Annotated in this window: 22 protein-coding genes; 7 read left to right on the forward strand and 15 right to left on the reverse strand. The window is 63.2% G+C overall.

Going from position 1 to position 22,356, the window contains the following annotated elements; genetic code table 11:
- Nucleotides 1-31: 31 nt before the first annotated feature.
- The 9 genes from rng to WG899_RS14755 all read right to left on the reverse strand — a co-directional run bounded on the left by rng (nucleotide 32) and on the right by WG899_RS14755 (nucleotide 7,789).
- Entirely contained in the window at nucleotides 32-1,519 is a 1,488-nt protein-coding gene (gene rng / locus WG899_RS14715) for a ribonuclease G (RefSeq protein ID WP_339596391.1), read from the reverse strand.
- A 75-nt stretch (nucleotides 1,520-1,594) separates the two neighbouring features.
- The gene (locus WG899_RS14720; protein WP_339596392.1) at nucleotides 1,595-2,200 is read right to left on the reverse strand and encodes a Maf family protein; all 606 of its coding nucleotides are present in this window, start codon (nucleotides 2,198-2,200) and stop codon (nucleotides 1,595-1,597) included.
- 52 nt (nucleotides 2,201-2,252) lie between these two features.
- Entirely contained in the window at nucleotides 2,253-2,720 is a 468-nt protein-coding gene (gene rlmH, locus WG899_RS14725; RefSeq protein WP_339596393.1) for a 23S rRNA (pseudouridine(1915)-N(3))-methyltransferase RlmH, read from the reverse strand.
- Between the two features lie 9 nt (nucleotides 2,721-2,729).
- Nucleotides 2,730-3,533, reverse strand: a complete 804-nt coding sequence (gene rsfS, locus WG899_RS14730; RefSeq protein ID WP_339596394.1) for a ribosome silencing factor — start codon at nucleotides 3,531-3,533, stop codon at nucleotides 2,730-2,732.
- Nucleotides 3,534-3,540: 7 nt separating this feature from the next.
- The gene (gene nadD / locus WG899_RS14735) at nucleotides 3,541-4,164 is read right to left on the reverse strand and encodes a nicotinate-nucleotide adenylyltransferase (RefSeq protein WP_339596395.1); all 624 of its coding nucleotides are present in this window, start codon (nucleotides 4,162-4,164) and stop codon (nucleotides 3,541-3,543) included.
- Nucleotides 4,155-5,090, reverse strand: coding sequence for an oxygen-dependent coproporphyrinogen oxidase (hemF, locus tag WG899_RS14740; RefSeq protein WP_339596465.1), 936 nt, complete (start codon nucleotides 5,088-5,090; stop codon nucleotides 4,155-4,157). Before hemF ends, nadD begins: the two co-directional genes overlap by 10 nt.
- 2 nt (nucleotides 5,091-5,092) lie before the next feature.
- Nucleotides 5,093-5,737: a 1-acyl-sn-glycerol-3-phosphate acyltransferase gene (locus WG899_RS14745; RefSeq protein WP_339596396.1), complete on the reverse strand. Its 645-nt coding sequence runs from the start codon at nucleotides 5,735-5,737 to the stop codon at nucleotides 5,093-5,095.
- The gene (purD, locus tag WG899_RS14750) at nucleotides 5,734-7,014 is read right to left on the reverse strand and encodes a phosphoribosylamine--glycine ligase (RefSeq protein WP_339596397.1); all 1,281 of its coding nucleotides are present in this window, start codon (nucleotides 7,012-7,014) and stop codon (nucleotides 5,734-5,736) included. The genes WG899_RS14745 and purD overlap by 4 nt, the downstream gene beginning before the upstream one ends.
- 49 nt (nucleotides 7,015-7,063) lie before the next feature.
- Nucleotides 7,064-7,789, reverse strand: a complete 726-nt coding sequence (locus tag WG899_RS14755; protein ID WP_339596398.1) for a YebC/PmpR family DNA-binding transcriptional regulator — start codon at nucleotides 7,787-7,789, stop codon at nucleotides 7,064-7,066.
- Between the two features lie 202 nt (nucleotides 7,790-7,991).
- Here WG899_RS14755 and WG899_RS14760 point away from each other — a divergent pair, with 202 nt between their 5' ends.
- The 5 genes from WG899_RS14760 (at nucleotide 7,992) to WG899_RS14780 (ending at nucleotide 14,156) form a co-directional block, all read left to right on the forward strand.
- On the forward strand, nucleotides 7,992-9,512 hold the full coding sequence (locus WG899_RS14760) for a helicase HerA-like domain-containing protein (RefSeq protein WP_339596399.1): 1,521 nt from the start codon (nucleotides 7,992-7,994) through the stop codon (nucleotides 9,510-9,512).
- A 109-nt stretch (nucleotides 9,513-9,621) separates the two neighbouring features.
- Nucleotides 9,622-10,146, forward strand: coding sequence for a DUF6622 family protein (locus tag WG899_RS14765; RefSeq protein WP_339596400.1), 525 nt, complete (start codon nucleotides 9,622-9,624; stop codon nucleotides 10,144-10,146).
- A gap of 58 nt (nucleotides 10,147-10,204) precedes the next feature.
- Nucleotides 10,205-11,329: a sensor histidine kinase gene (locus tag WG899_RS14770; RefSeq protein WP_339596401.1), complete on the forward strand. Its 1,125-nt coding sequence runs from the start codon at nucleotides 10,205-10,207 to the stop codon at nucleotides 11,327-11,329.
- Nucleotides 11,326-12,177 carry a LytR/AlgR family response regulator transcription factor gene (locus WG899_RS14775; protein WP_339596402.1) on the forward strand — a complete coding sequence of 284 codons (852 nt, stop codon included), beginning with the start codon at nucleotides 11,326-11,328 and terminating at the stop codon, nucleotides 12,175-12,177. The genes WG899_RS14770 and WG899_RS14775 overlap by 4 nt, the downstream gene beginning before the upstream one ends.
- 179 nt (nucleotides 12,178-12,356) lie before the next feature.
- The gene (locus WG899_RS14780) at nucleotides 12,357-14,156 is read left to right on the forward strand and encodes a glutamine--tRNA ligase/YqeY domain fusion protein (RefSeq protein WP_339596403.1); all 1,800 of its coding nucleotides are present in this window, start codon (nucleotides 12,357-12,359) and stop codon (nucleotides 14,154-14,156) included.
- Between the two features lie 62 nt (nucleotides 14,157-14,218).
- Here the strand turns inward: WG899_RS14780 and WG899_RS14785 are convergent, their stop codons facing one another.
- Nucleotides 14,219-14,473, reverse strand: a complete 255-nt coding sequence (locus WG899_RS14785; RefSeq protein WP_339596404.1) for a hypothetical protein — start codon at nucleotides 14,471-14,473, stop codon at nucleotides 14,219-14,221.
- A 197-nt stretch (nucleotides 14,474-14,670) separates the two neighbouring features.
- Nucleotides 14,671-16,092, reverse strand: a complete 1,422-nt coding sequence (gene dbpA, locus WG899_RS14790; RefSeq protein ID WP_339596405.1) for an ATP-dependent RNA helicase DbpA — start codon at nucleotides 16,090-16,092, stop codon at nucleotides 14,671-14,673.
- Nucleotides 16,093-16,347: 255 nt separating this feature from the next.
- Here dbpA and WG899_RS14795 point away from each other — a divergent pair, with 255 nt between their 5' ends.
- Nucleotides 16,348-18,114, forward strand: a complete 1,767-nt coding sequence (locus tag WG899_RS14795) for a sensor histidine kinase (protein WP_339596406.1) — start codon at nucleotides 16,348-16,350, stop codon at nucleotides 18,112-18,114.
- Between the two features lie 48 nt (nucleotides 18,115-18,162).
- On the opposite strand, the gene WG899_RS14800 is transcribed toward WG899_RS14795, so the two are convergent.
- From WG899_RS14800 to WG899_RS14815, 4 genes are read right to left on the reverse strand one after another with little or no spacing between them, the layout of a single operon-like run.
- Complete coding sequence (locus tag WG899_RS14800) at nucleotides 18,163-18,558, reverse strand: translation initiation factor Sui1 (RefSeq protein ID WP_339596407.1); 396 nt, start codon at nucleotides 18,556-18,558, stop codon at nucleotides 18,163-18,165.
- A gap of 36 nt (nucleotides 18,559-18,594) precedes the next feature.
- Nucleotides 18,595-19,521, reverse strand: coding sequence for a tRNA dihydrouridine synthase (locus WG899_RS14805; RefSeq protein WP_339596466.1), 927 nt, complete (start codon nucleotides 19,519-19,521; stop codon nucleotides 18,595-18,597).
- A 14-nt stretch (nucleotides 19,522-19,535) separates the two neighbouring features.
- The gene (locus tag WG899_RS14810; RefSeq protein WP_339596467.1) at nucleotides 19,536-20,039 is read right to left on the reverse strand and encodes a M48 family metallopeptidase; all 504 of its coding nucleotides are present in this window, start codon (nucleotides 20,037-20,039) and stop codon (nucleotides 19,536-19,538) included.
- Nucleotides 20,040-20,065: 26 nt separating this feature from the next.
- Nucleotides 20,066-21,946, reverse strand: coding sequence for a M3 family metallopeptidase (locus WG899_RS14815; protein WP_339596408.1), 1,881 nt, complete (start codon nucleotides 21,944-21,946; stop codon nucleotides 20,066-20,068).
- A 98-nt stretch (nucleotides 21,947-22,044) separates the two neighbouring features.
- Between WG899_RS14815 and WG899_RS14820 the strand changes: the two genes are divergently transcribed.
- Nucleotides 22,045-22,332: a 2Fe-2S iron-sulfur cluster-binding protein gene (locus WG899_RS14820; protein WP_339596409.1), complete on the forward strand. Its 288-nt coding sequence runs from the start codon at nucleotides 22,045-22,047 to the stop codon at nucleotides 22,330-22,332.
- Nucleotides 22,333-22,356 lie beyond the last annotated feature (24 nt).

A 22,356-nucleotide genomic window follows, 5' to 3' on the forward strand; every position in this document is an offset into this window, starting at 1 on the left:
TTCTGCGCCACGCCGCTGTGGCCAAGCATGGCTAGAGCAGCACGATGTCGTAATGCTCGGTCTGATTGGCCGGCTCGGCGGTCAACGAAATAGGCTTGCCGATGAAGTCCGACAGGCCGGCCAGATGCTGGCTCTCCTCGTCCAGCAGCATCTCCACCACATTGGCGGCGGCCACGATGCGGAACTCCTTTGGTGAGAACTGGCGCGCCTCACGCAAGATCTCACGCATGATGTCGTAACAGATGGTTCGCGCGGTTTTGACCTGGCCGCGGCCTTCGCAGGTCGGGCACGGCTCACACAGCATGCGCGACAGCGACTCTCGGGTGCGCTTGCGCGTCATTTCCACCAAGCCGAGTTGCGTGAAACCACCCAAGGTGACCTTGGTGCGATCGCGGCTGAGTTGCTTGCGGAACTCGGTCAGCACCGCCGATTTGTGCTCCTCCCGCGTCATGTCGATGAAGTCGACAATGATGATGCCGCCCAGATTACGCAGGCGCAGCTGCCGCGAGATGGCCCCGGCCGCCTCCAGATTGGTCTTGAAAATCGTATCGTCGAAATTGCGTGCACCGACAAAACCGCCGGTGTTCACATCGACCGTCGTCATTGCCTCGGTCTGGTCAAAAATGAGATAGCCGCCCGACTTCAGGTCAACCCGCCGCGCCAGCGCACGGCTCAGTTCGGCGTCGATATTGTTCAGGTCGAAGATCGGACGCTCACCCTTGTAATGCTCCAGCTTGGCGGTGGCCGCCGGCATGAAGGTTTCGCCAAAGCTGTGCAGCACATCGAATTGCAGCTTCGAGTCGATACGGATCGAGCCGGTCCGGTCACTGACCAAATCGCGCAGCACCCGCTCCACCAAACTGAGATCTTGATGCAGCAAAGTACCCGGCGGCGAATTGAAGCCCTTTTCTCGGATCGCCGCCCAGGCCTTGCGCAGATAGGCGATGTCGGAGCCCAGTTCCTCATCGCTGGCGTCTTCGGCATTGGTGCGCAGGATGAAGCCGCCACCGCCGCCCTCCTCGGGCGTGCCCACCAGGGCCTGCATACGGCTGCGCAATTGCTCGCGCGCCTCGGGAGAGCCAATTTTTTGCGAAATGCCGATATGGTCGTCTTGCGGGAGAAACACCAGCATGCGCCCGGCAATACTGATCTGCGTGGACAGCCGGGCTCCCTTGGTGCCAATCGGATCCTTGATCACCTGCACGGTCAAGCTCTGACCCTCAAAGACCAGACGCTCAATCGGCGTGGCCACGCCGCCCTCGGCATGCGGGCTGCGCACATGCGCCGGCGCGCCATTGACATGCAGATCGGCCACATGCAAAAAGGCGGCGCGCTCCAAGCCAATATCAATGAAGGCGGACTGCATGCCCGGCAGCACGCGGGCCACCTTGCCCGAGTACACATTGCCGACCAAGCCACGCTCCAGCGTGCGCTCCACGTGCAATTCCTGCACGGCGCCGTTTTCCACCACGGCCACACGCGTCTCCTGCGGAGACCAGTTGATCAAAATATCTTCCATGGCGCTAACCTCGAATGCTGGCGCATACGGGCGAAGTCGCCGGCATGCGTCAGAACACGAACAAGAACATCGGTGTCAAAAATTGACGCCCCAGCGCTGCAGCAATTGCGCCGTCTCAAACAAAGGCAGACCCATGATGCCTGAATAGCTGCCCTCGATGCGAGAAATCCATGCAGCCGCCTGACTCTGGATCGCATAGGCGCCAGCCTTGCCGAAAGGCTCTCCGCTGGCAATATAGCGGCGGATCTGCGCCTCGCTCAGGGCAATAAAGTCCACCTCGGACACATTCAGCGCTGCCTCGTGCCGCTCGCCAAGCCCCAGCGCCACGGCGGTGATGACCCGGTGGCTGCGCCCCGCCAACAGGCTGAGGGTACGCAAGGCCTCGTCCGCATCGGCCGGTTTGCCCAGAATACGCGGGCCCAGAGCCACCGTGGTGTCCGAACACAACACCGGCGCAGCGGCCAAGCCGCGCGCCGCCAAACGCAGCAAGGCCGCATGCAACTTGGCCTCGGTAACGCGCGCCACATAGTGCTCGGGCGACTCACCCTCGTGCTCGGCCTCCAAGGCCTCCGCATCCTCTTCAGGCCCCGGCAGCAGCAACTCATAGCGCACCCCGAGCTGCTCAAGCAGCTGGCGGCGCCGCGGGCTTTGGGAGGCCAGATAAATGAAATCAAAGCTCATCGGCAACAGTCGCAAGTCAATCCGGCTAGGTTCAGCATCGCCAGAAGGCCGCTCATTCGCGGTGGTAGGGGTGGCCCGTCATCACCGTCCAGGCGCGGTACAAGCCTTCCGCCAACAAGACGCGGGCGAAGGCATGTGGCAGGGTCAGGTCAGACAGGCGCAGCGTCTCGTCGGCCGTTGATTTGAGGGCCGGGGCCAGCCCATCCGGACCGCCGATGATCAAGGCCACATCGCGGCCGTCGCCCATCCACAGCTTCATGCGCTCGGCCAACTGCATGCTGGTGCGGCGCTCGCCGCGCTCATCCAAGATGACGCGACGAACTCCACGCGGCAAGGCTGCCTCGATGCGCAAGGCCTCAGCCGCCATCAATTGCTCGGCGGTTTTGCTGCCGCGCGTTTCGGCCTTGACCGCCTTCAACTCCAAGCGCATTTCGGGCGGAAAGCGCTTGGCGAAGTCTTCATAGGCCGTATCGGCCCAGGCCGGTTGGCGCTGGCCGACGGCCACCAAAAACAGACGCATCGGCCGGGATCAGGCGCCGCTGCTCTTTTTGGCCGCGGGCTTCTTGGCCGCGACCTTTTTGGCGGGAGCTTTGACTGCTGGCTTGGCTGCAGGCTTGGCCACGGCCTTCTTCACGCCCACGGTCTTGGTGGCCACTTTCTTGGCGGCGACCTTCTTGGCCGCAGGCTTGGCTGCAGGAGCGGCAGACTTCGCTGCAGGCTTGGCTGAGGGCTTGGCAACGCCGACCTTGATGGTCTTGGTCGCAGGCGTCTTATGATCGACTTCGCGCGAGCTGGCGCCGGTCTTGGCGGCCACCTTCTTGGCTGCGGTTTTCTTGGCCGCAGGTTTGGCTTCGGCTTCCTTGGCCGCCACTTTCTTGCTCACGCCGGGCTTGCCGGGCAGCGAAGGCTTCACGGCCTTCTTGGCCGACTTCTTGGCGGGCGCCACTTCGTCTTCATCGTCCGAGGCCTTGACCAGCTTGGTCTTGCCGTCGCCCAGCGCCAGCTTGACCGGCTTGCCGCCCCAGATTTCTTCCAGGTGGTAGTAATCGCGAATGGCCGGCTGCATCACATGCACCACGGCGGCGCCGCAGTCCACGATGATCCATTCGCCATTTTCTTCGCCCTCGCAGCGCAGCACATCCATGCCACGCTCCTTGACCGTCACGCGCACGCTGGAAGCCAGCGCCTTGGTCTGACGGTTGCTGGTACCGGAGGCAATGATCACGCGCTCAAACAGCGGTGACAGGTGCTCGGTGTTGAAGACCACAATGTTTTGGGCCTTCACATCTTCCAAACCATCGACGATGGCGCGTTGCAGCTTACGAATGTCCATTCAGTACCTACTCACTGTAAAGACGGTGCTGGGCAATATACCCCGCGACCGCGTCGCCCACCAAGGGGCTGATGTCCTGAGCGCGCGAAGCCAGTTCGCGCACCTGGGTGGATGAAACCTGCATCGCCGGCATCGCCAGTTTCAGCATTTTGTTGGGCTCGGCTTGAAGGATTTCTAGTACTTCGGCCGATCCCTGAACTTCTTGACCCGCACGTGCGGCCACGGCGAGCGTCACCAGGCTGAGCAGCTCGCGCCACTCACGCCAGGTGTGAAAGCGCTCGAACTGGTCCTGCCCGATCACCAGAAACAATTGCTCGCCGGGGTGCGCTGCCAATCGCTGGCGCACCGTGTCGATGGTGTAGCTGGCGCCGTCACGCTCCAACTCGCTGTCGTCCACCTGGAAGTGCGGCTCGGCGGCAACAATCAACTCGACCATGGCGCGCCGATGCTGCGGCGACGCCAAGCCTCGACCGGTCTTCTGCCAAGGACGGCCGGCCGGCAGCCAAAGCAGCCGGTCCAGACTCAATTGTTCCAGGGCGCAGCGCGCCAGGCTCAGATGGCCCAGATGCACCGGATCAAAACTTCCGCCAAACAGGCCGGTGCGGCCCGCCCCGCAGAGGTTTACAGCCATAGATGCGTCGCCGCCTCATGCGCCCAATCACGCGGGCGCAAGAAGTCACTGTACAGCTTGGCCTCCAAACTGCCCTCTTCCGGAGCCCATTGATAGCGCCATTTGACGATGGGCGGCATGGACATCAGGATGGCCTCGGTGCGCCCACCCGACTGCAAGCCGAACAAGGTGCCACGGTCAAAGACCAGATTGAATTCGACGTAACGTCCGCGCCGGTAGGCTTGGAAGTCACGCTCGCGCTCGGTGTAGGCCAAGCCATGGCGACGCTCGACGATGGGTAGGTAGGCGGGCACAAAGGCATCGCCCACCGACCGCAACATGGCGAAAGCGGCTTCGAACCCGCCCTCGGCATAGTCGTCAAAAAAGATGCCGCCGATGCCGCGCGGCTCGTCGCGGTGCTTCAGATAAAAGTACTCATCGCACCAGGGCTTGAAGCGGCCGTACAAGTCTTCGCCATGCGGCTGCAAGGCGGCCTCGCAGGTGCGGTGGAAATGCTGGGCGTCGCGCTCAAAGCCGTAGTACGGCGTCAGGTCCATACCGCCGCCAAACCAGACCACCGGCTCGGCATCGGCCGGAAAGGCGGCAAACATGCGCACATTCATATGCACCGTCGGCACGAAAGGATTGTGCGGATGGATGACCAGCGACACGCCCATGGCCTCAAACGGCGCGCCGGCCAACTCGGGCCGATGCTGGGTGGCTGAGGGGGGCAAGACCCGACCCCGCACATGCGAGAAATTGACGCCACCGCGCTCAAACACCGCCCCGCCTTCGATCAGGCGCGAAAGACCGTCGCCCTCCAAGCGGCTGCCGGGCTCGCGGGTCCAACCGTCGCTGATGAACTCGCCGCCGTCGGCCTTTTGCAAGGCGGCCACGATGCGGGACTGCAAATCAAGCAGGTACTCGCGCACCCGTTGGGTGTACATGGTCATGATTTCATCCTTATCGGGCTGGCCAAAGCCGGCTTCAGGCCGTGTTCAGCGCTGAAGGTCTGCGCCATCAGCGCCAAGTCAGCGGCCGGGTCGCCGCCCAGCTGCACAAACTGCCGCAGACAGATGGTTTTGCTGGCGTAGTCCAAATAGGCCAAGCCAGCCGGTACTTGCGCTTGCAGCGCCACCTGATACGCGCCTGAGCGCCAAGCCGGCGCCAAGGAACGCGTGCCCTCGGGCGCCATGGCCAGCCAGTACATTTCGCCACGCGCTTGCGCGGCCTGCATGTCTTGCACCGTGTCGCGCACCAAACCTTGAGGACTGTCGCGACGCACCGCCACACCGCCGAGCCAACGCACCCAGGCGCCGAACAGCGGCAGTTGGAACAAGCTGTCCTTGGCCCAGAAGCGCAGCTGCAAACCAAGTGCCCACTTGGCCAGAATGCCGACTACAAAATCCCAGTTCGAGGTGTGCGGGTAGACCAGGATCACGCCCTGCTTTCCGGGCAGGCCGTCAAACTCCAAGCGCCAACCGGCCAGACGCAGCAGACGCTGCGCCCAGACGCTGCCTTGCAAGCGCAGCTGCTGCGGGCTTTCGGCCGCCGCGAACACTCGCGGCTGGGGCAGTAGATCGCGTCCGCTCAACGTTTCACCGCGCGGTGTCCGATGTCCTGGCGGTACTGCTTGCCTTCGAACTGGATATTGACCAGCGACTCATAAGCGAGTTGCTGCGCCTTGCGCACCGACTCGCCCAAGGCGGTCACGCACAAGACTCGCCCACCCGAGGTGCGCAGCTGCCCGTCCACTTCAGCGGTACCGGCGTGGAAGACCATATGGTCTTCGGCATCGGCCGGCAAGCCACTGATCGCATCACCCTTGCGCGGAGATAGCGGATAACCACCGGCCGCCATCACCACGCCCAGGGCGACGCGGCGATCCCATTGCAACTCGACCTGATCGAGCGTGCCGTCGGTAGCGTGCAGCAACACCTCGAGCAAGTCGCTCTTCAGCCGCATCATGATGGGCTGCGTCTCGGGGTCACCCATGCGGGTGTTGAACTCCACCGTGCGAGGCTGACCTTGCGCATCGATCATCAAGCCGGCGTAGAGGAAACCGGTGAAAGGAATGCCGTCGCGCGCCATGCCCTGGATGGTGGGCATGATGATTTCGTGCATGGCCTTGGCGTGCACATTGGGCGTGACCACCGGGGCCGGCGAGTAAGCGCCCATGCCGCCAGTATTGGGGCCTTCGTCACCGTCCAGCAGGCGCTTGTGGTCCTGGCTGGTGGCCAGCGAGACCACGTTCTTGCCGTCGCACAAGACGATGAAGCTGGCTTCTTCGCCTTGCAGAAACTGCTCGATGACGACGCGCGCGCCACCTTCGTTGTGCACCACACCGAGCTTGTTGTCTTCCAGAATCCAGTCGATTGCCTCATGAGCCTCGGCCAAAGTCATGGCCACGACCACGCCCTTGCCGGCGGCTAGGCCATCGGCCTTGATGACGATGGGCGCACCTTGCGCGTCCACATAGGCATGAGCAGCAGCCACATCGCTGAAGACCTCGTAGGCCGCCGTCGGGATGGCATGGCGCTTCATGAAGTCCTTGGCAAAGGCTTTGGACGACTCCAGCTGCGCGGCCGCCTTGGTGGGGCCAAAAATGCGCAGCCCGCGCGCACGGAACTCATCCACCACGCCAGCGGCCAGGTAAGCCTCGGGGCCGACCACGGTCAGCGTGACCTTTTGTTCCACTGCGAAGTCGGCCAGCGCCTTCACATCGGTGATGGGCACGTTCTTCAGCCGCGAGTCGCGTGCCGTGCCGCCATTACCCGGCGCCACGAACACCTGGCTCACCCGTGCGCTTTGCGCCAACTTCCAGGCCAGCGCGTGCTCTCGCCCGCCGTTACCAAGCACCAATACCTTCATTCGAGGACCTTACTTTCTGAGGTTTTGCTGGACAGGCCGCAGCCCACCCTTATTCGCTGATGCTGGCGTTGCTGTAGACCTCTTGGACATCGTCCAGGTCTTCCAGCATATCGAGCAGTTTTTGCATGCGCACGCCTTCGTCGCCGCTGAGCTCGATGGTGTTCTCGGCCCGCATCGTGACCTCGGCGGCGTCGGCCGTCAGGCCGGCTGCTTCCAGGGCATTGCGCACGGCTTCAAAGTCGGCCGGCGCGGTCAAGACCTCGATGGCGCCATCGTCATCGGTGATCACGTCTTCGGCGCCGGCTTCCAGCGCTATTTCCATGATCTTGTCCTCGTCGCTGCCGGGCGCAAACACCAGCTGGCCGCAATGCTTGAACTGGAAGGCCACCGCGCCTTCGGTGCCCATATTGCCGCCGCATTTGCTGAAGGCATGGCGCACCTCGGCCACGGTGCGGACCTTGTTGTCGGTCATGGTGTCGATGATGACGGCGGCACCGCCGATGCCGTAACCCTCATAACGGATTTCTTCATAGACCAGGCCGTCAATATTGCCCGAGGCCTTGTCGATGTTGTATTTGATGCGGTCGGCCGGCATATTCGCGCCTTTGGCCTTGTCCACCGCCAAGCGCAGGCGCGGGTTGTCCTTGATATCGGGGCCGCCCTGGCGGGCCGCCACGGTGATTTCACGAATGATGCGCGTCCAGATCTTGCCGCGCTTTTCGTCTTGACGGCCCTTGCGATGCTGAATATTGGCCCATTTGGAATGACCCGCCATATGGCTCTTGCTCCTGCTGAACCCGCGCGTTCGCGAGCCCCATTTAGTTAGATAGACTGCGATTTTAGTTCCGACATCACATCGCTTCGCGATATGAGTCTTCTCTGAAGCGCAATACGCTTTAATTCCGACATCACATCGCCTCCGCGATATGCGTCTTCTTTGAAGCAAAACCATATTAACTGTGAGCCCTGGAGCCCCCATGTCCGACCCGATTCTGCTGGCCCGCCATGACACCACCGAATGCCTTTTGCTGCCCGCATTGGCCAATCGGCATGGCTTGATTACCGGCGCCACCGGCACCGGCAAGACCATCAGCCTGCAAAAACTGGCCGAAAGTTTCAGCAGCATCGGCGTACCGGTTTTCATGGCCGATGTGAAAGGCGACCTGACCGGCATCTCGCAGACCGGCAAGCCCTCTGAGAAGTTGCTCGCCGCCTTGAAGGACCGCGGCATCGACGCCCCAGCACCCCTCGCCTGCCCGACCACGCTGTGGGACGTTTTCGGTGAACAAGGCCACCCGGTGCGCGCCACCGTCTCCGATATGGGTCCGCTGCTCTTGGCCCGCATGCTGGCCTTGAACGAAACCCAGCAGGGCGTGCTGCAAATGGTCTTCAAGATTGCCGATGACGCCGGCCTCTTGTTGCTGGACCTAAAGGACCTGCGCGCCATGCTGCAGCATGTGGGCGACAACGCGGCGCAGTTCACCACCCAGTACGGCAATGTCTCGGCCGCCAGCGTCGGCGCCATTCAGCGCGGCCTGCTGCAGATCGAAGCCCAAGGCGGCGACAAATTCTTCGGCGAGCCGATGCTGAACATCGCCGACTTCATGCAGACCGAGGCCGGCCAGGGCGTCATCAATGTGCTGGCCGCCGACAGGCTGATGAACGCGCCGCGCCTCTACGCCACTTTCTTGCTGTGGATGCTGTCGGAGCTGTTCGAAACCCTGCCCGAGGTGGGCGACCTCGACAAGCCCAAGCTGGTGTTCTTCTTCGACGAGGCCCACCTGCTCTTCAAAGATGCACCGGCCGCCCTGGTGGAGCGCATCGAACTGGTCGTGCGTCTGGTGCGCTCCAAGGGCGTGGGCGTCTATTTCGTCACTCAAAATCCGCTGGACATCCCAGACGCGGTGCTGGGTCAGCTCGGCAACCGGGTGCAACATGCGCTTCGCGCCTTCACCCCGCGTGACCAAAAGGCGGTCAAGGCGGCCGCCGAGACCATGCGCGCCAAGCCGGGCTTGGACATCAGCACGGCCATCACCGAACTCGCGGTGGGCGAAGCCTTGGTCAGCCTGTTGGATGAAAAGGGCCGGCCCAGCGTGACCGAGCGCGTCTTCGTGCTGCCCCCGGGCAGCCAGATTGGGCCGATCAATGCCGAGCAACGCCAAGCCTTGATCAAGAGCTCGCTGGTGGCCGGCGTTTATGAAGCGATGGTGGATCGCGAATCGGCGTTTGAAAAGCTCAAGGGCGCCGCGCCGAACGCAACGACGCCAGCATCACCGGGCCGCGCTCAGCCCACGCCCGAGGCAGCCGATGGCGGCGTGCTGGGCGGCCTCAAGGACTTGCTGTTCGGCACCACCGGCCCGCGCGGCGCACACCATGAGGGTCTCGCCGAAGTGGCGGCCCGCTCGGCCATCCGCACCATGGGCAGCTCGGTCGGCCGCGAGATCGTGCGGGGCGTCTTGGGCAGTTTGCTGGGGGGCGCCAGCAGCCGGCGCCGCTGAGCGGCGCTTTACGCCCGGTGGCTGCGCTTGGTCGCAAGCCGCTGTCTCGGGCCTGTCGGGGGCTTAAAAATGCCTGCATTCCCTCTTCAGACCGATACGGAGTCAGCCCATGAACAGCGCCAGCGCAGTCTTCAGCCACATACCCGGCTTTGTCTGGGCCATCTTGGCCTTCATCTTGATCATGGGCTTGCTGCAAAGCCGCGATCAGTGGATGAGCAAGAGCCGACTGAAGCTGGTGCCCATGATTTGGCTCGCCTATGGCGCCTGGGGCGTTGTCGGCAGCTTCGGCCCTTCGGCCGGTGCGATCCTGCCCTGGGTGTGTGGCCTGATCGCCGGCCAGATGCTGGTGCGGCGCAGCGGCTGGCCCGGCACTTGCCACTTTGACAGCGCCCGAAACCTGTTCTTCGTGCCCGGCAGCTGGCTGCCCTTGGCGCTGATGATGGGCATATTCCTGGCCAAGTTTGCTGTCGGCATGAGCACGGCACTGCATCCCGAACTGCTCAACACGCCCGCGTTTGCCAGCAGCTTCAGCGCCTTGTTTGGTGCTTTCGGCGGCGCCTTTTTAGGGCGCTCACGCAATATCTTGAATTGCAGCACCTCCTCAATGATTGAAGGCCAATTTGAAACGTCCTGATCCGCTCCCCGAGCCACCAGCGGCAGCGGCTGCCATGACCGGCGGCTCGATATTCAACATGCCGCGCCACGCCGGCAGACGCTGGCTTTGGCTCTTCAAGCAAGCGCTGCTGGTGCTCGCCATAGCGCTGGCTCTGAACACCTTCTTCATGTTGATGGCGGGGGCCAGCTGGGGCCAATTTCGGGCCGGGTTCGGACGCGAATTCGTCTACACCCTGCTGATCAGCGCGTGCTGCTCAAGCATCATTCAAACGCTGACCCACCTGGCCACCACGCTGCAAAACCGCCTGCGTGCCCGCAGCGGCAAGCCAGCCAAGAAATGGCTGGGCTGGCCCCTCATGTTGATTGTCTTGTTCGTCGGCACCCTGGCCGGCTACAGCCTGGGCTTGGATGCAGGCAACTGGTTGACGGGAAACCACTACAAAAGCCCTCTCAGCGCCGGGCTGCGCAGCGGTGCGGTCATGTTGCTCATCGCCCTGTTGCCGGGCGTTTTGATCACCATTTACTTCGTCGCCCGCGGCCACCTGGACGAGGCCAATCTGCGCACCCAAACCGCGCAACGCCTGGCGGCCGAGAACAAGCTGCGCCTGCTGGAGTCACAGCTGGAGCCGCATATGTTGTTCAACACCCTGGCCAATCTGCGGGTGTTGATCGGCATGGACCCGGTGCGCGCCCAGCAAATGCTGGATCAGCTGATCGCGTTTTTGCGCGCCACCTTGACGGCCTCGCGCACCGAGAGCCATCCCTTGCGCGATGAGTTTGAACGCCTGCGCGACTATCTGGCACTGATGCAGATTCGCATGGGCAGTCGCCTGAGCCCGACACTGGAGCTGCCCGCCGACTTGGCCGATACGCCGATCGCGCCCTTGCTACTGCAGCCGCTGGTGGAGAACGCCATCAAGCATGGGCTGGAGCCCGCCATTGACGGCGGCGAATTGCTCATCAGCGCCAAGCGCGTCGGCGACTCGCTGCAACTCGATGTGCAAGACAGCGGGGTTGGCCTGGAGCAGGCGGCGCGCAGCAGCAAGGCGCAGACAGGCACCCGCTTCGGCCTGCACCAGGTGCGCGAACGCCTGTCCACCCAATACGGCCCGCAAGCCAGCCTGAGCATCAGCAAAGCCCCGAACGGCGGCACCCTGGCCCGCATCCTGCTCCCCCTCCAACCGCCCAAAAGTTCATCATGAATTGCACCGCACTGATCGCCGAAGACGAAGCCCTGTTGGCCGAAAACCTGCGCCAAGAACTGGCCCGCCTGTGGCCGGAGCTGCGCATCGTGGCCATGGCGGCGCATGGACAAGCCGCCGTGGATGCGGCGCTGGAAAAGCACCCCGAGGTCTGCTTTCTGGACATTCGCATGCCGGGCATGACTGGCCTGGAGGCCGCCTCGGCGATGGCCGAAGACTGGCCGGCCGATCAGCCCTTCCCCTTGCTGGTCTTTGTCACCGCCTACGACCAGTACGCGGTGCAGGCCTTTGATCGCTCGGCCATCGACTATGTGCTCAAGCCGGTGCAAACCGAGCGACTGGCGCAAACCTGCCAGCGCCTGAAGAGCGCCCTGGCGGCCAGACAAGTGCCAGTCAACTCGCCCGACGCTGCGGCCCAAGCGAGCCTGGAACAGGCGGTGCAGCAACTGCGTCAATTGCTCGGCAGCGCCGCGCCGGGAGCGTTGCTACCGCCCCCCGCTGCCGGGCAGGCACCCGCCAACGCGCCACTGCGACTATTGCAAGTGGGACTGGGCAACACCATCCATATGGTGCCGGTCGATGAGGTCTTGTACTTTGAGGCGGCCGACAAATATGTGCGCGTGCTGACCTCAGCCAAAGAGCATCTGGTGCGCATCTCGCTGCGCGAGTTGCTCCCGCAGCTGGACACGCAGCGCTTTTGGCAGGTGCACCGGGGCGTCATCGTGCGCTCGGACGCCATCGACCGCGTGGTCCGCGACGAGGCCGGCAAGATCACGCTGCACCTGCACGGCAGCCCCGACCGAATTTCGGTCAGCCGCCTTTACGCGCCCTTGTTCAAGGGCCTGTAGAAAACACCTGCGAGCCCGGCCTGGGAAGGCTGGGCGAGCAGCGCAAGGCGTCGTCAGATTCAGCCCCGTTGCGAGCCCCAATTTCGGGCCTCGACTCCCAAGGCCTGAATCCGTGCGCTGACCCCGATAAAATCAGCGCAAACCAGCCACTCTGACGGCGCCCCTGCGCCGCCGACTTCATGTCCCAAACGACTGCCGACGCCAACAAGCCCGCCCCGAGCAATAACTTTCTGCGCACCATCATCGAGCGCGACCTGGCCCAACAAGGCCAACCCGGGCAGCCCGCGCGTCACTTTGCCGGCACGCCCGGCGACGCTGCCCACCACGCGGCAGGGCCGCTGGACCCGGCCAAGATTCGCACCCGTTTCCCGCCCGAGCCGAACGGCTATTTGCACATCGGCCACGCCAAGAGCATTTGCTTGAACTTTGGCTTGGCCCGTGACTATGGCGGCATCTGCCACCTGCGCTTCGACGACACCAACCCTGAGAAGGAAGAGCAGGAGTACGTGGACGCGATCCGGGAGATGGTGTCCTGGTTGGGTTGGGACTGGAACCAGGGCGGTACCTCGCACCTGTTCTGCGCCAGCGATTACTTCGACTTCATGTATCGCGCCGCCGAGCACCTGGTCGAAGCCGGTCTGGCCTATGTCGATGAACAAACGCCGGACGAAATGCGTGCCAACCGCGGCGACTTCAGCCGCCCGGGCGTCAACAGCCCCTTCCGTGCACGCACGCCGGCCGAAAACCTGGCTCGCTTCCGCGAGATGAAGGACGGCTTGCATGCCGATGGCGCGATGATTCTGCGCGCCAAGATCGACATGGCCTCACCCAATATCAATATGCGAGACCCGGCGCTGTACCGCATCCGCCGCGCCACGCACCACAACACCGGCGACAAATGGTGCATCTACCCGATGTACACCTTCGCCCACCCGATCGAAGACGCGCTGGAGCGCATCACCCACAGCCTGTGCACGCTGGAGTTCGAAGACCAGCGCCCCTTCTACGACTGGCTGCTGGGCCATCTGGCCGAAGGCGGCTTGCTGGCGCACCCGCTGCCGCATCAGTACGAGTTCGGCCGCCTGAACCTGACCTATGTGGTCACCTCCAAGCGCAAGCTGCGCCAACTGGTGGACGAAGGCCATGTGGCGGGCTGGGATGACCCGCGCATGCCGACCCTGGTGGGCATGCGCCGCCGCGGCTATACCGCCAGCAGCATCCGCGCCATGGTCGAAGCCACCGGCGTGACCAAGAGCAATGCCTGGCTAGAGTATTCGGTGCTGGACGGCTGCCTGCGCACCGACCTCGAAGGCAAGGCCGCGCGCGCCTGCGCCGTGCTGGACCCAGTCAAGCTCAAGCTCACGAATTGGGTGGAGTTGTTCGGCAGCGTCGATCATGTTGAAACCAGCAGCGCGCCGGCGCATCCGCAAGTGCCGGAGTTGGGTCAGCGCCAGTTCGCGCTCGGCCACGAGGTCTGGATCGAGCGCGAAGACTTCATGGAAGAACCGGTAAAGGGCTACCACCGCCTCTACCCCGGCAACAAGACGCGTTTGAAGTACGGCTATGTGATCGAGTGCAGCGGCTGCGAGAAGGATGCGGACGGCAAGATCACCGCAGTGCTGGCCACCGTGGTGCCCGACACCAAGAGCGGCACGCCGGGCGCCGATGCGGTCAAGGTCAAGAGCGCCATCACTTGGGTCAGCGTGCACGAGGCCGTCGAGGCCGAGGTGCGTTTGTATGACCGCTTGTTCACCGAGGCCCAACCCGATTCGGGCGATGCCGATTTCTTGAGCTTCATCAACCCCAACAGTTGCAAGGTGGTGACGGCCTATTTGGAGCCTTCACTGGCCAGCGTGGCGGCGGAGACTCACTTCCAGTTCGAGCGCCACGGTTACTTCGTCACCGACCGCCTTGATCACCAAGCAGAAAAGCCGGTCTTCAACAAGATCACCGGGCTGAAAGACGGCTGGTCCAAGTAATAACGTTCTAAAAGCTCAGAGACAAGCCCGCTGCGGAGTCATCCCCGGCGGGCTTTTTGCTTTCATTCTTCCAGTGGCTGCACCACCGGGTTGGCATATTCATGTCCGACCACGGCGCGGGCGAACAGATAGTTTTCCAAAGCCTTGGCACTGAGGCTGTCGAGCAGCACATCGCCGCGCGAATCACAGGGGAAGGACAAGGCCTTGCCCGAATGAAACAAGGATTGAAAGCGCAGTTCAAACTGATTCGACATCGTGCCCAAGCAGTTATTTGGCTGGGTCTGCGGGCTCTTGCTTTGCATGTATTGGGTGTCCATCGTTACTGCTCCTGATGCGTCACCATGATCTCGACTGCCATGCCCGAAGACTAGGCCCCGAATGCGGGGGAGACCATGTGCATACGTCTCGAAATAACGTCGGACCAACTCCTGCGGTGGACTAAGACTTTCGCTGACAACAATTTGTCACGAACTGAAGGGGCCGGCAGAGGGCCCCGCGCCGGCCGGCAGGACGATCAGCTGCCGAGTTCGGCCAGATCGGCCATGCGGCGCACCTTGACCTTGCGGCCCTTCAGCTTGCCGTCGGAGAGGCGTTTGACCGCCTCGCGCGCAATGCTGCGTTCCACCGCCACATAGCTGTGGAACTCGGTGATATTGATCTTGCCGACCTGCTCAAATTTGAAGCCAGCCTCACCGGTCAGCGCCCCCAAGATGTCGCCGGGGCGAATCTTTTCTTTGCGGCCACCGAGGATCTGCAAGGTGTCCATCGGCGGCTGCAAAGCGCCGCCGGCACTGGGCGTTAGCGTCTCAAGCCCCTGCCAGACAAAGGCATAGCCCTGCATCTGCTCGATGCGACCAATGCGCCCCATTTCATCCAGGCTGGCCAAGCTGAGCGCCAGACCTTCCGCGCCGGCTCGGCCGGTGCGGCCGATGCGGTGGGTGTGCACCTCGATGTCGGGCGTCACCTCGACATTGATGACGCATTCGAGTTGGGCGATGTCCAGGCCGCGCGCCGCCACATCGGTCGCCACCAGCACCGAGCAGCTGCGGTTGGCAAACTGGATCAGCACCTGATCACGATCACGCTGCTCCAAGTCGCCATGCAAGGCCATGGCCACAAAGCCTTGGCCGCTCAGCACCTCGACCAGATCGCGGCACTGCGCCTTGGTGTTGCAAAACGCAATCGTGCTGGCCGGGCGAAAATGGTTCAGCAGCAAGGACACGGCATGCAAACGTTCAGCCTCGGTGACCTCAAAGGCCAGCTGGCGAATGCTGCTCGGTGCCTGCACCGCTGCCGCGTTGAGCTTGACCTCCTTGGGCTCGCGCATGAACTGCGCGCTCAGCTTGGCAATGCCTTCCGGATAGGTGGCAGAGAAGAGCAAGGTCTGGCGCTTCTTAGGCGCTTGCTTGGCGACGGTGACGATGTCGTCAAAGAAACCCATGTCCAGCATGCGGTCCGCTTCGTCCAGCACCAAGGTGTTCAAGCCCGACAGATTCAGGCTGCCGCGCTCCAGATGGTCCATCACCCGGCCCGGTGTGCCCACGGCGATGTGGCAGCCAAAGCCCAGGCTGTCCATTTGCGGCTTCATCGGCGAGCCGCCGCACAGGGTCAGCACCTTGATATTGTCGGCAGCGCGCGCCAGGCGACGAATCTCCTGAGTGACCTGGTCGGCCAGCTCGCGGGTCGGGCACAGCACCAGGGCCTGCACATCGAAGCGTGCGGCGTCCAACTTGTGCAGCAGCGCAAGCGCGAAGGCGGCGGTCTTGCCGCTGCCGGTTTGCGCCTGGGCGATCAAATCCTGGCCGGCCAAGGCCAGGGGCAGGCTCGCGGCCTGGATCGGCGTCATTTGGGTATAGCCCAGCTGCGCCAGATTGGCCTGCATGGCGGCGCTCAAGGGAAGTTGAGCGAAAGAGAGTTTGTCGGTGGAGGCGTTCATCGACCGATTATCCCTGCCAGGCCGCGGCTGGAACATTTCGCAGGCCCCAAGCTGAAATAAGCTGAGTCAAACCGGCTGTTCCGGCCAAGCCCGGCGCCAATGTCTGGCTATCATCAAGACTGGACCGCTTGAGGCACTTGCGCCACTTGCGCCACTTGTGCCGCTTGTACCCGGTGTTGCAGGGGCGAGCAGCCGCCTTGCGACGCACAAGGCGTTCGGCTTATGGCCGTAGCGGTACAGCCATCAAGGGAAGCCATGACAGAAGCCGACATCGATCCGCCGACGCCCTCCTCCCTCAAGCCAGACTTCCACGCCGAAGATCATGCGGCGCGCCTGCAACGCCGGGTGATGCTGGCCGCCATGATCGCCGTTTTGCTGGCCTGGATCGCCATCGGCAGCCTGCTCTGGCTGCGCCGGCACGATGCCATCGACAGCCAATTCCAGCAAAACTCCAATCTGGCCCGCGCCTTGGAAGAGCAGACCGAGCGCGTGCTCGAAGCAAGCAACCAGGCCACCCTGCGCGCCCGCGACGCGATTGCCAGCGGCCACGCAACTCCGGGCGATCTGGTGCGCTTTGCCAATGAGACCGGGCTGGCGCCCAAGATCTTGGTGCAAATAGCCTGGCTTGACGCCCGCGGAATCATGGTCGCCAGCAATCTGGACTCCGCGAGCAAGAAGTCGGCGGGCATGGATCTGTCCAGCCGCGACCATGTCCGCATCCACCTAGCGCCTCAATCAACGCCAGCCCTGGCGCCGCTGGCGCAGCCGGACGATCTCTACATCGGCAAGCCGGTGCTGGGCAAGGTGTCCAACAAATGGACCATTCAACTGTCCCGCCGCATCACTGACGCCGAGGGCCGCCTGCTGGGCGTGGTCGTCGCTTCGCTAGACCCGGGCTACTTTGAAGAAGTGTTCCGGCACGTTGATCTGGGGCACAAGGGAGGCGTCACCCTGGTGGGCCATGACCTGGTCATTCGCGCGCGGGTGATCGGCGGCGAGGCTTCTAAACAAGGCGCCTCCCTGCCACCCACGTCAGCCTTTGCTCGGCAAGGGCTGAACAAGGAGGAAGCCAGCTTGATGGGCTTTGGCTCGGTCGATGGCATCGAGCGCCTGATTACCTCTCGCCACGTCAACAACTACCCGCTCTATCTGCTGATTTCGGTAGGGCAAGACGAAGCCTTGGCTCATTGGCGCTACGCCGCCATCGCGACTTTGGTGCTAACCCTGCTGCTCAGCGTCCTGATCATGGCGGCGGCGGCCGGCTTGGTGGCCAGCCTGCGGCGACAAGAACGCAGCGCCGCCGCCTTGCGGCGCAGCGAAGCGCAGGCCCATGCGGCCAACCAGGCCAAGAGCGAATTCCTGGCCGCCATGTCGCACGAGTTGCGCACGCCTCTGACCAGTATTCGAGGCTTTGCCGAGTTGATGGAGCAGCGGCTGGAGGATCCCAAATTCCGACGCCAGGCCGGCTTGATCCGCAAGGGCGCCGAGCACCTCAGCACCCTGCTGACCGAAATTCTTGATCTCGCCAAGGTCGAGGCCGGCGGCATGAACTTGAACAAAGAGGACGTCGATGTCCGCGCCTTGGTGCAGGGTTGCGTCGACTTCTTTGCCATTTCGGCCGGCAACAAGGGGCTGGACCTGCAGGTCCGCATCGACGAGAAGCTGCCGGCCACGCTCAACTGCGACAGCCTGCGCGTCAAGCAGATTCTCAACAACCTGCTGTCCAATGCGATCAAGTTCACCGCCGAGGGCCGCGTGACGCTATCGGCCGAAATGCAGCCGGGGCGCATCGACTTTCATGTGGATGACACCGGGCCGGGCATTCCCGAGGCGGTGCAACACACCATCTTTGAAAAGTTCCGCCAAGCCAACGCGCAGATCAGCACGGAACACGGCGGCACCGGCCTGGGCCTGGCCTTGTCACGCGGCTTGGCCGAGTTGATGAATGGCCAGCTGAGCGTGCGATCGGAGCTTGGCCAAGGGGCGCGCTTTACGCTGAGTCTGCCAATTCAGTCGGCGTAATGGACTCCGGCGACACCTCGCCCAAGCCCGTCCAACGGACCCGGCACCTCAACCGCCGGCTTGCTTGACCGTCCAGCTGCCTTTTTTCTTCAGCAACTCGATCACCCGCTCGCGGTGGTCGCCCTGCACCTCGATGACGCCGTCTTTAACCGTGCCGCCCGAGCCGCAAGCGGCCTTCAGCTCTTTGCCCAAGGCGACCAAGCCGGCCTCATCCAAGGGCACGCCCTTGACCAGGGTGACGCCCTTGCCGGCGCGGCCCTTCGTCTCGCGTGAGACGCGCACGATGCCGTCTCCCTTGGGCAGCACCGGGCGGCCGCAGCGACAGTCAGCCTTGGCCTGGCGACACTCCGGGCAGGTACGGCCACTGTCGGTGGAATAGACCAAGCCGGTCAAGGCTCCGAGGCCCGCCAAGCCAGAGGCGGTTTTTTTGTTGTTCGAGTTCATCGTGGTTTCAAGCTTCCTGAAGCGTCTCGACGCGTCTTAAGCGGCGCAGCCAAACAGCTGCTGATGCAATTCCAGCGGGGAATTGATGGTGCGCACCCGCATATAAGCCTCTTGCGCCTCCGGGTAGCGGCGGCGCAAATAGTTCAACCATTGTTTCAGACGGCCGGACTGGTGCTTGGTTTCGACATTGGCATGCACCAAGGCCCAGAAGTCGCGCAGCAAGGGCAAGACCTGACCCCAGCTGAGGGGCTGTACACCGTCGCCACCGGCCGAACGAATCGCCAGAGCCAGGCCCGGGTCGGCCACCATGCCACGCCCCAGCATCAAGGCACTGCAGCCGCTTTGCGCCAGGCAGTTCTCGGCATCCAACGCCGTCCACACCTCGCCATTGGCCACCACCGGCACAGCCACGCTTTCGCGCACCGCCGCAATGCGGTCCCAATAGGCCGGCGGCTTGTAGCCATCGGCCTTGGTTCGGGCGTGCACCACCAGTTCTTCGGCTCCCGCGTCCACCATGGCGTGCGCACACTCCAAGGTGCGCGAGTCATCCATATAGCCCAGGCGCATCTTGGCCGAGACCGGCATGTCCCGTGGCACGGCGCGGCGCACCGCGGCGACGATTTGCGCAATCAGCTCCGGCTCGTCCAGCAAGACCGCGCCACCGCGATGCTGATTGACGCACTTGGCCGGGCAGCCAAAGTTCAGGTCGATGCCGGCCGGCCGCAAGGCCGCCAGCTTGGCGGCGTTCTCGGCCATGCAGACCGGGTCGGCGCCCAGCAATTGCGCGCGCACCGGCACGCCGGCCGGCGTCAGGCCGCCATGCAGCAACTCCGGCACGATGCGGGTGAAGACGCGGTTCGGCATCAGCCGATCAGTAACGCGAATGAACTCGGACACACAGCGATCAATGCCGCCGACACGGGTCAGCACATCGCGCAACATATGGTCGAGCAAGCCCTCCATTGGGGCCAAGAGGATCACGCTTGCACCTCGGCGAGCAAATCCAAATGCGTCAGGTAGAGGCGCAGATCAAACTCCAGCTGCCCATAGCTCGGCTCCATATGCTGGCAGAGTTGATAAAAAGCCTTGTTGTGATCGAGCTCCTTCAGATGCGCCAACTCGTGCACCACGATCATTTTCAAGAACTCGGCCGGCGCCTCCTTGAACAGCGTGGCGACGCGGATCTCGCGCTTGGTCTTAAGCTTGCTGCCCTGCACCCGCGCGGCGCGGGTGTGGGTGCCCAAGGCGTGCTGAATGATCTTGAGCTTGGCGTCGAAGCAGACCTTGGAGAGCGGCTCGGCATTGCGCAAATAGCGCTGCTTTAAGTCCTGGGTGTAGTCGAACAAGGCCTTGTCGCTGCGCACCTCATGGCCTTGGGGATAGCGGCGTGCGAGCAATTGCCCCAAACGCTCGGGGCCCTCGGCAATCAGCTGCTGCACCTGCAGCAAGGTGTCGGCCGGGTAGCCCGCCAGGTACTTCAGAGATTTCACAAGCAAGACTTCGCGATTCAAGCCGCCACAGGCTGGGGGAAATTCGCTTTGACCCAAGCCTCGAAACGGCTGCACATCGCGGCCTCGCCATCGCTGCTGTCGGCCAGAACCTCATCACCATGGACAACGCGGATCTGCGCATCCAATGCGGCCGGCACCTCGCTCGGATAGACGCGCGTGGCCGCGGTGGCCAGCTTGGCCTGCGCGTCACGCCAGCAGTCGTCCACCGACTGGTTGCAAGCCTCGGCCAAATAGCGGGCCGAGAAGCCCTCGCCGGTCAGGCTGCGCAGCGTGGCGTCGTGGTCGATGCTGTTGCCGGGCACCCAGTAATGCTGGGCCAGTTGCGGGCCGATGGCAACGTTGTCGGTCAGGTAGCCATATTCACGCAAGAAGTAGGCGCGGGTTTGATAGACCGCCATATGGGCCAGTAAATAGCCTTGATACGAAGCCGCCGATTCTTGGTTCAGCAGATGCGGAATCGCCAACATCGGCCGTGGGCTGGCCATGCCCAGCACTCGCTGCTCGGTCGCGCGGGCCAGTGCCAGCACCGACTCGGCCGTCAAGTCCTCATCGCGCATCTCGTAAAGCGCCGCCTCAAAGTAAGGCACCACAGCGATGGAGCGCTCATCAAAGGCGCGCATCGGCTGGCTGCTGGCGATGCGGTCGTGGATCAGCTGATCGGGGATGGCCTCGCCGGCGGCGTTCTTGGCATAACGCTTGAGCCAGTCGGCATCGGCCAGCAGGCTGTCGCAGAACATCGACTGCGTCTCGGCATAGGCCATCGAGGTCGGCGCGAACTCCTGAGAGAAGCAGGGCGAGTTCTGCGCCACATTGGCGAAGTGCGCGGCGTGGCCGCCTTCGTGGAACAAGGTGTTGATGGCGCGCAAGCCGCTGCCCACCTGATCGGGCTTGGCCTCGGCGGTGAAGTTGATCTGGCCGGCCACCCACTCGCCCTTCTCGTTCACATAGCTGGGGATAGGCCCATGGCAAAAACCGTTTTGGTACTTGCCCTTGCGCTCGAGCAGATCCAGCTGCATGGTGGCGCCACGGTACTGGATGCCCAGGCGCCGGAAGGACTCGACCCAGCGGCGCAAGGCCGGGCCGAAGGGCATGTACTCGTCCATGCGACGCACCACATCGCCGCTGGAGAAGAAGCGCAGGTTCCATGGCAGCAGCGCCGCATCGCCGTGCTGCGCCTTCAGGCCAGCCAAGGTCCGCGCATGAGCCTCGTCGGTGCGGGCCACAAAGTCGTCCAAGATGCCCTTCAGCTGGGCCGGCGTCATGCGCTCGTTCTTGCGCAGCTTCAGCTCAAAGTAGTTCTCAAAGCCCAGCGCGCGGGCAAAGCGATTGCGCAGCTTGACCAGATCCAAGAAACCATTCGCCAGCACCCAGTGCTCGATGGATTGAAAGCCCTCAAAGGAGCTGCGGCGGCGCTCTTCCAACGGATTGGTGGCCTGATTGGTGGCAAGCATGCTCAGCGTGGCCACCTCGGTCTCGCCTTGTTCGTTGATGTGAGTGGGCTGCAAATCGCGCTTTTTGGCGAACAGCGCGGCCTCGGCCTCGATGATCTGCTGCATCAGCGCTCGGCCTTCATCGTTGTCGATGATATTGGCCTCAAACAGCGCCAGCCAGCCCGTCAAACCATGCAGCAGGCCGGCGTCTTGCTCGGCGGCGGGCAAGTCTTGCAGGCGCTGCAGATGCTGGCGGGTCTCGCTCAGCTTGAGGGGGTCGGAGATAAAGGCCTTGTATTCCCCTTCGGCCGCTGCAAAGCCCGCATGGTCGTCACTGGTGGCCATATAGGTGGACCAAAACAGGTCTTCTTTACGCTTGTGGACGGCGTTGTAGGCGTCGTTCAGCTGATCGAAAAAAGCGCGCGCTGGTTGCGTGATGGCAGGCATGGGATCTGGGCTCTTGTGGAGTCGGCGAGGGCCGACAGCATAGCGTCTAGCGCCCAGCAGCGCCGCGGCAAGGTCAAGATTGAAGGCATCATGGCGGCATGAAAGCACGCTGGCGCATTGCCATTGAAGGCGAAGAAGCCCCTTTTGAGGCCTTTGCCGACCAAACCATCCTGAAGGCCGCCCTGCAAGCCGGCGTGGGGCTGCTCAGTTCCTGCCGCAACGGGACCTGCCGCGCCTGCCGTTGCCGGCTGCTGGCGGGCGAGATCCACTATTTGATCGAATGGCCGGGGCTGAGCGCCGAAGAGAAGGCCGAGGGCTGGATCCTGCCTTGCGTGGCCCAGGCACGCAGCGATCTGCTGCTGCGCCCCCGGGCCAGCGAGGAATAGGCCGAGACGGCCTATTCCGATCGC

Source organism: Paucibacter hankyongi (assembly GCF_037482915.1).
Taxonomy (GTDB): Bacteria; Pseudomonadota; Gammaproteobacteria; order Burkholderiales; family Burkholderiaceae_C; genus Paucibacter_A; species Paucibacter_A hankyongi.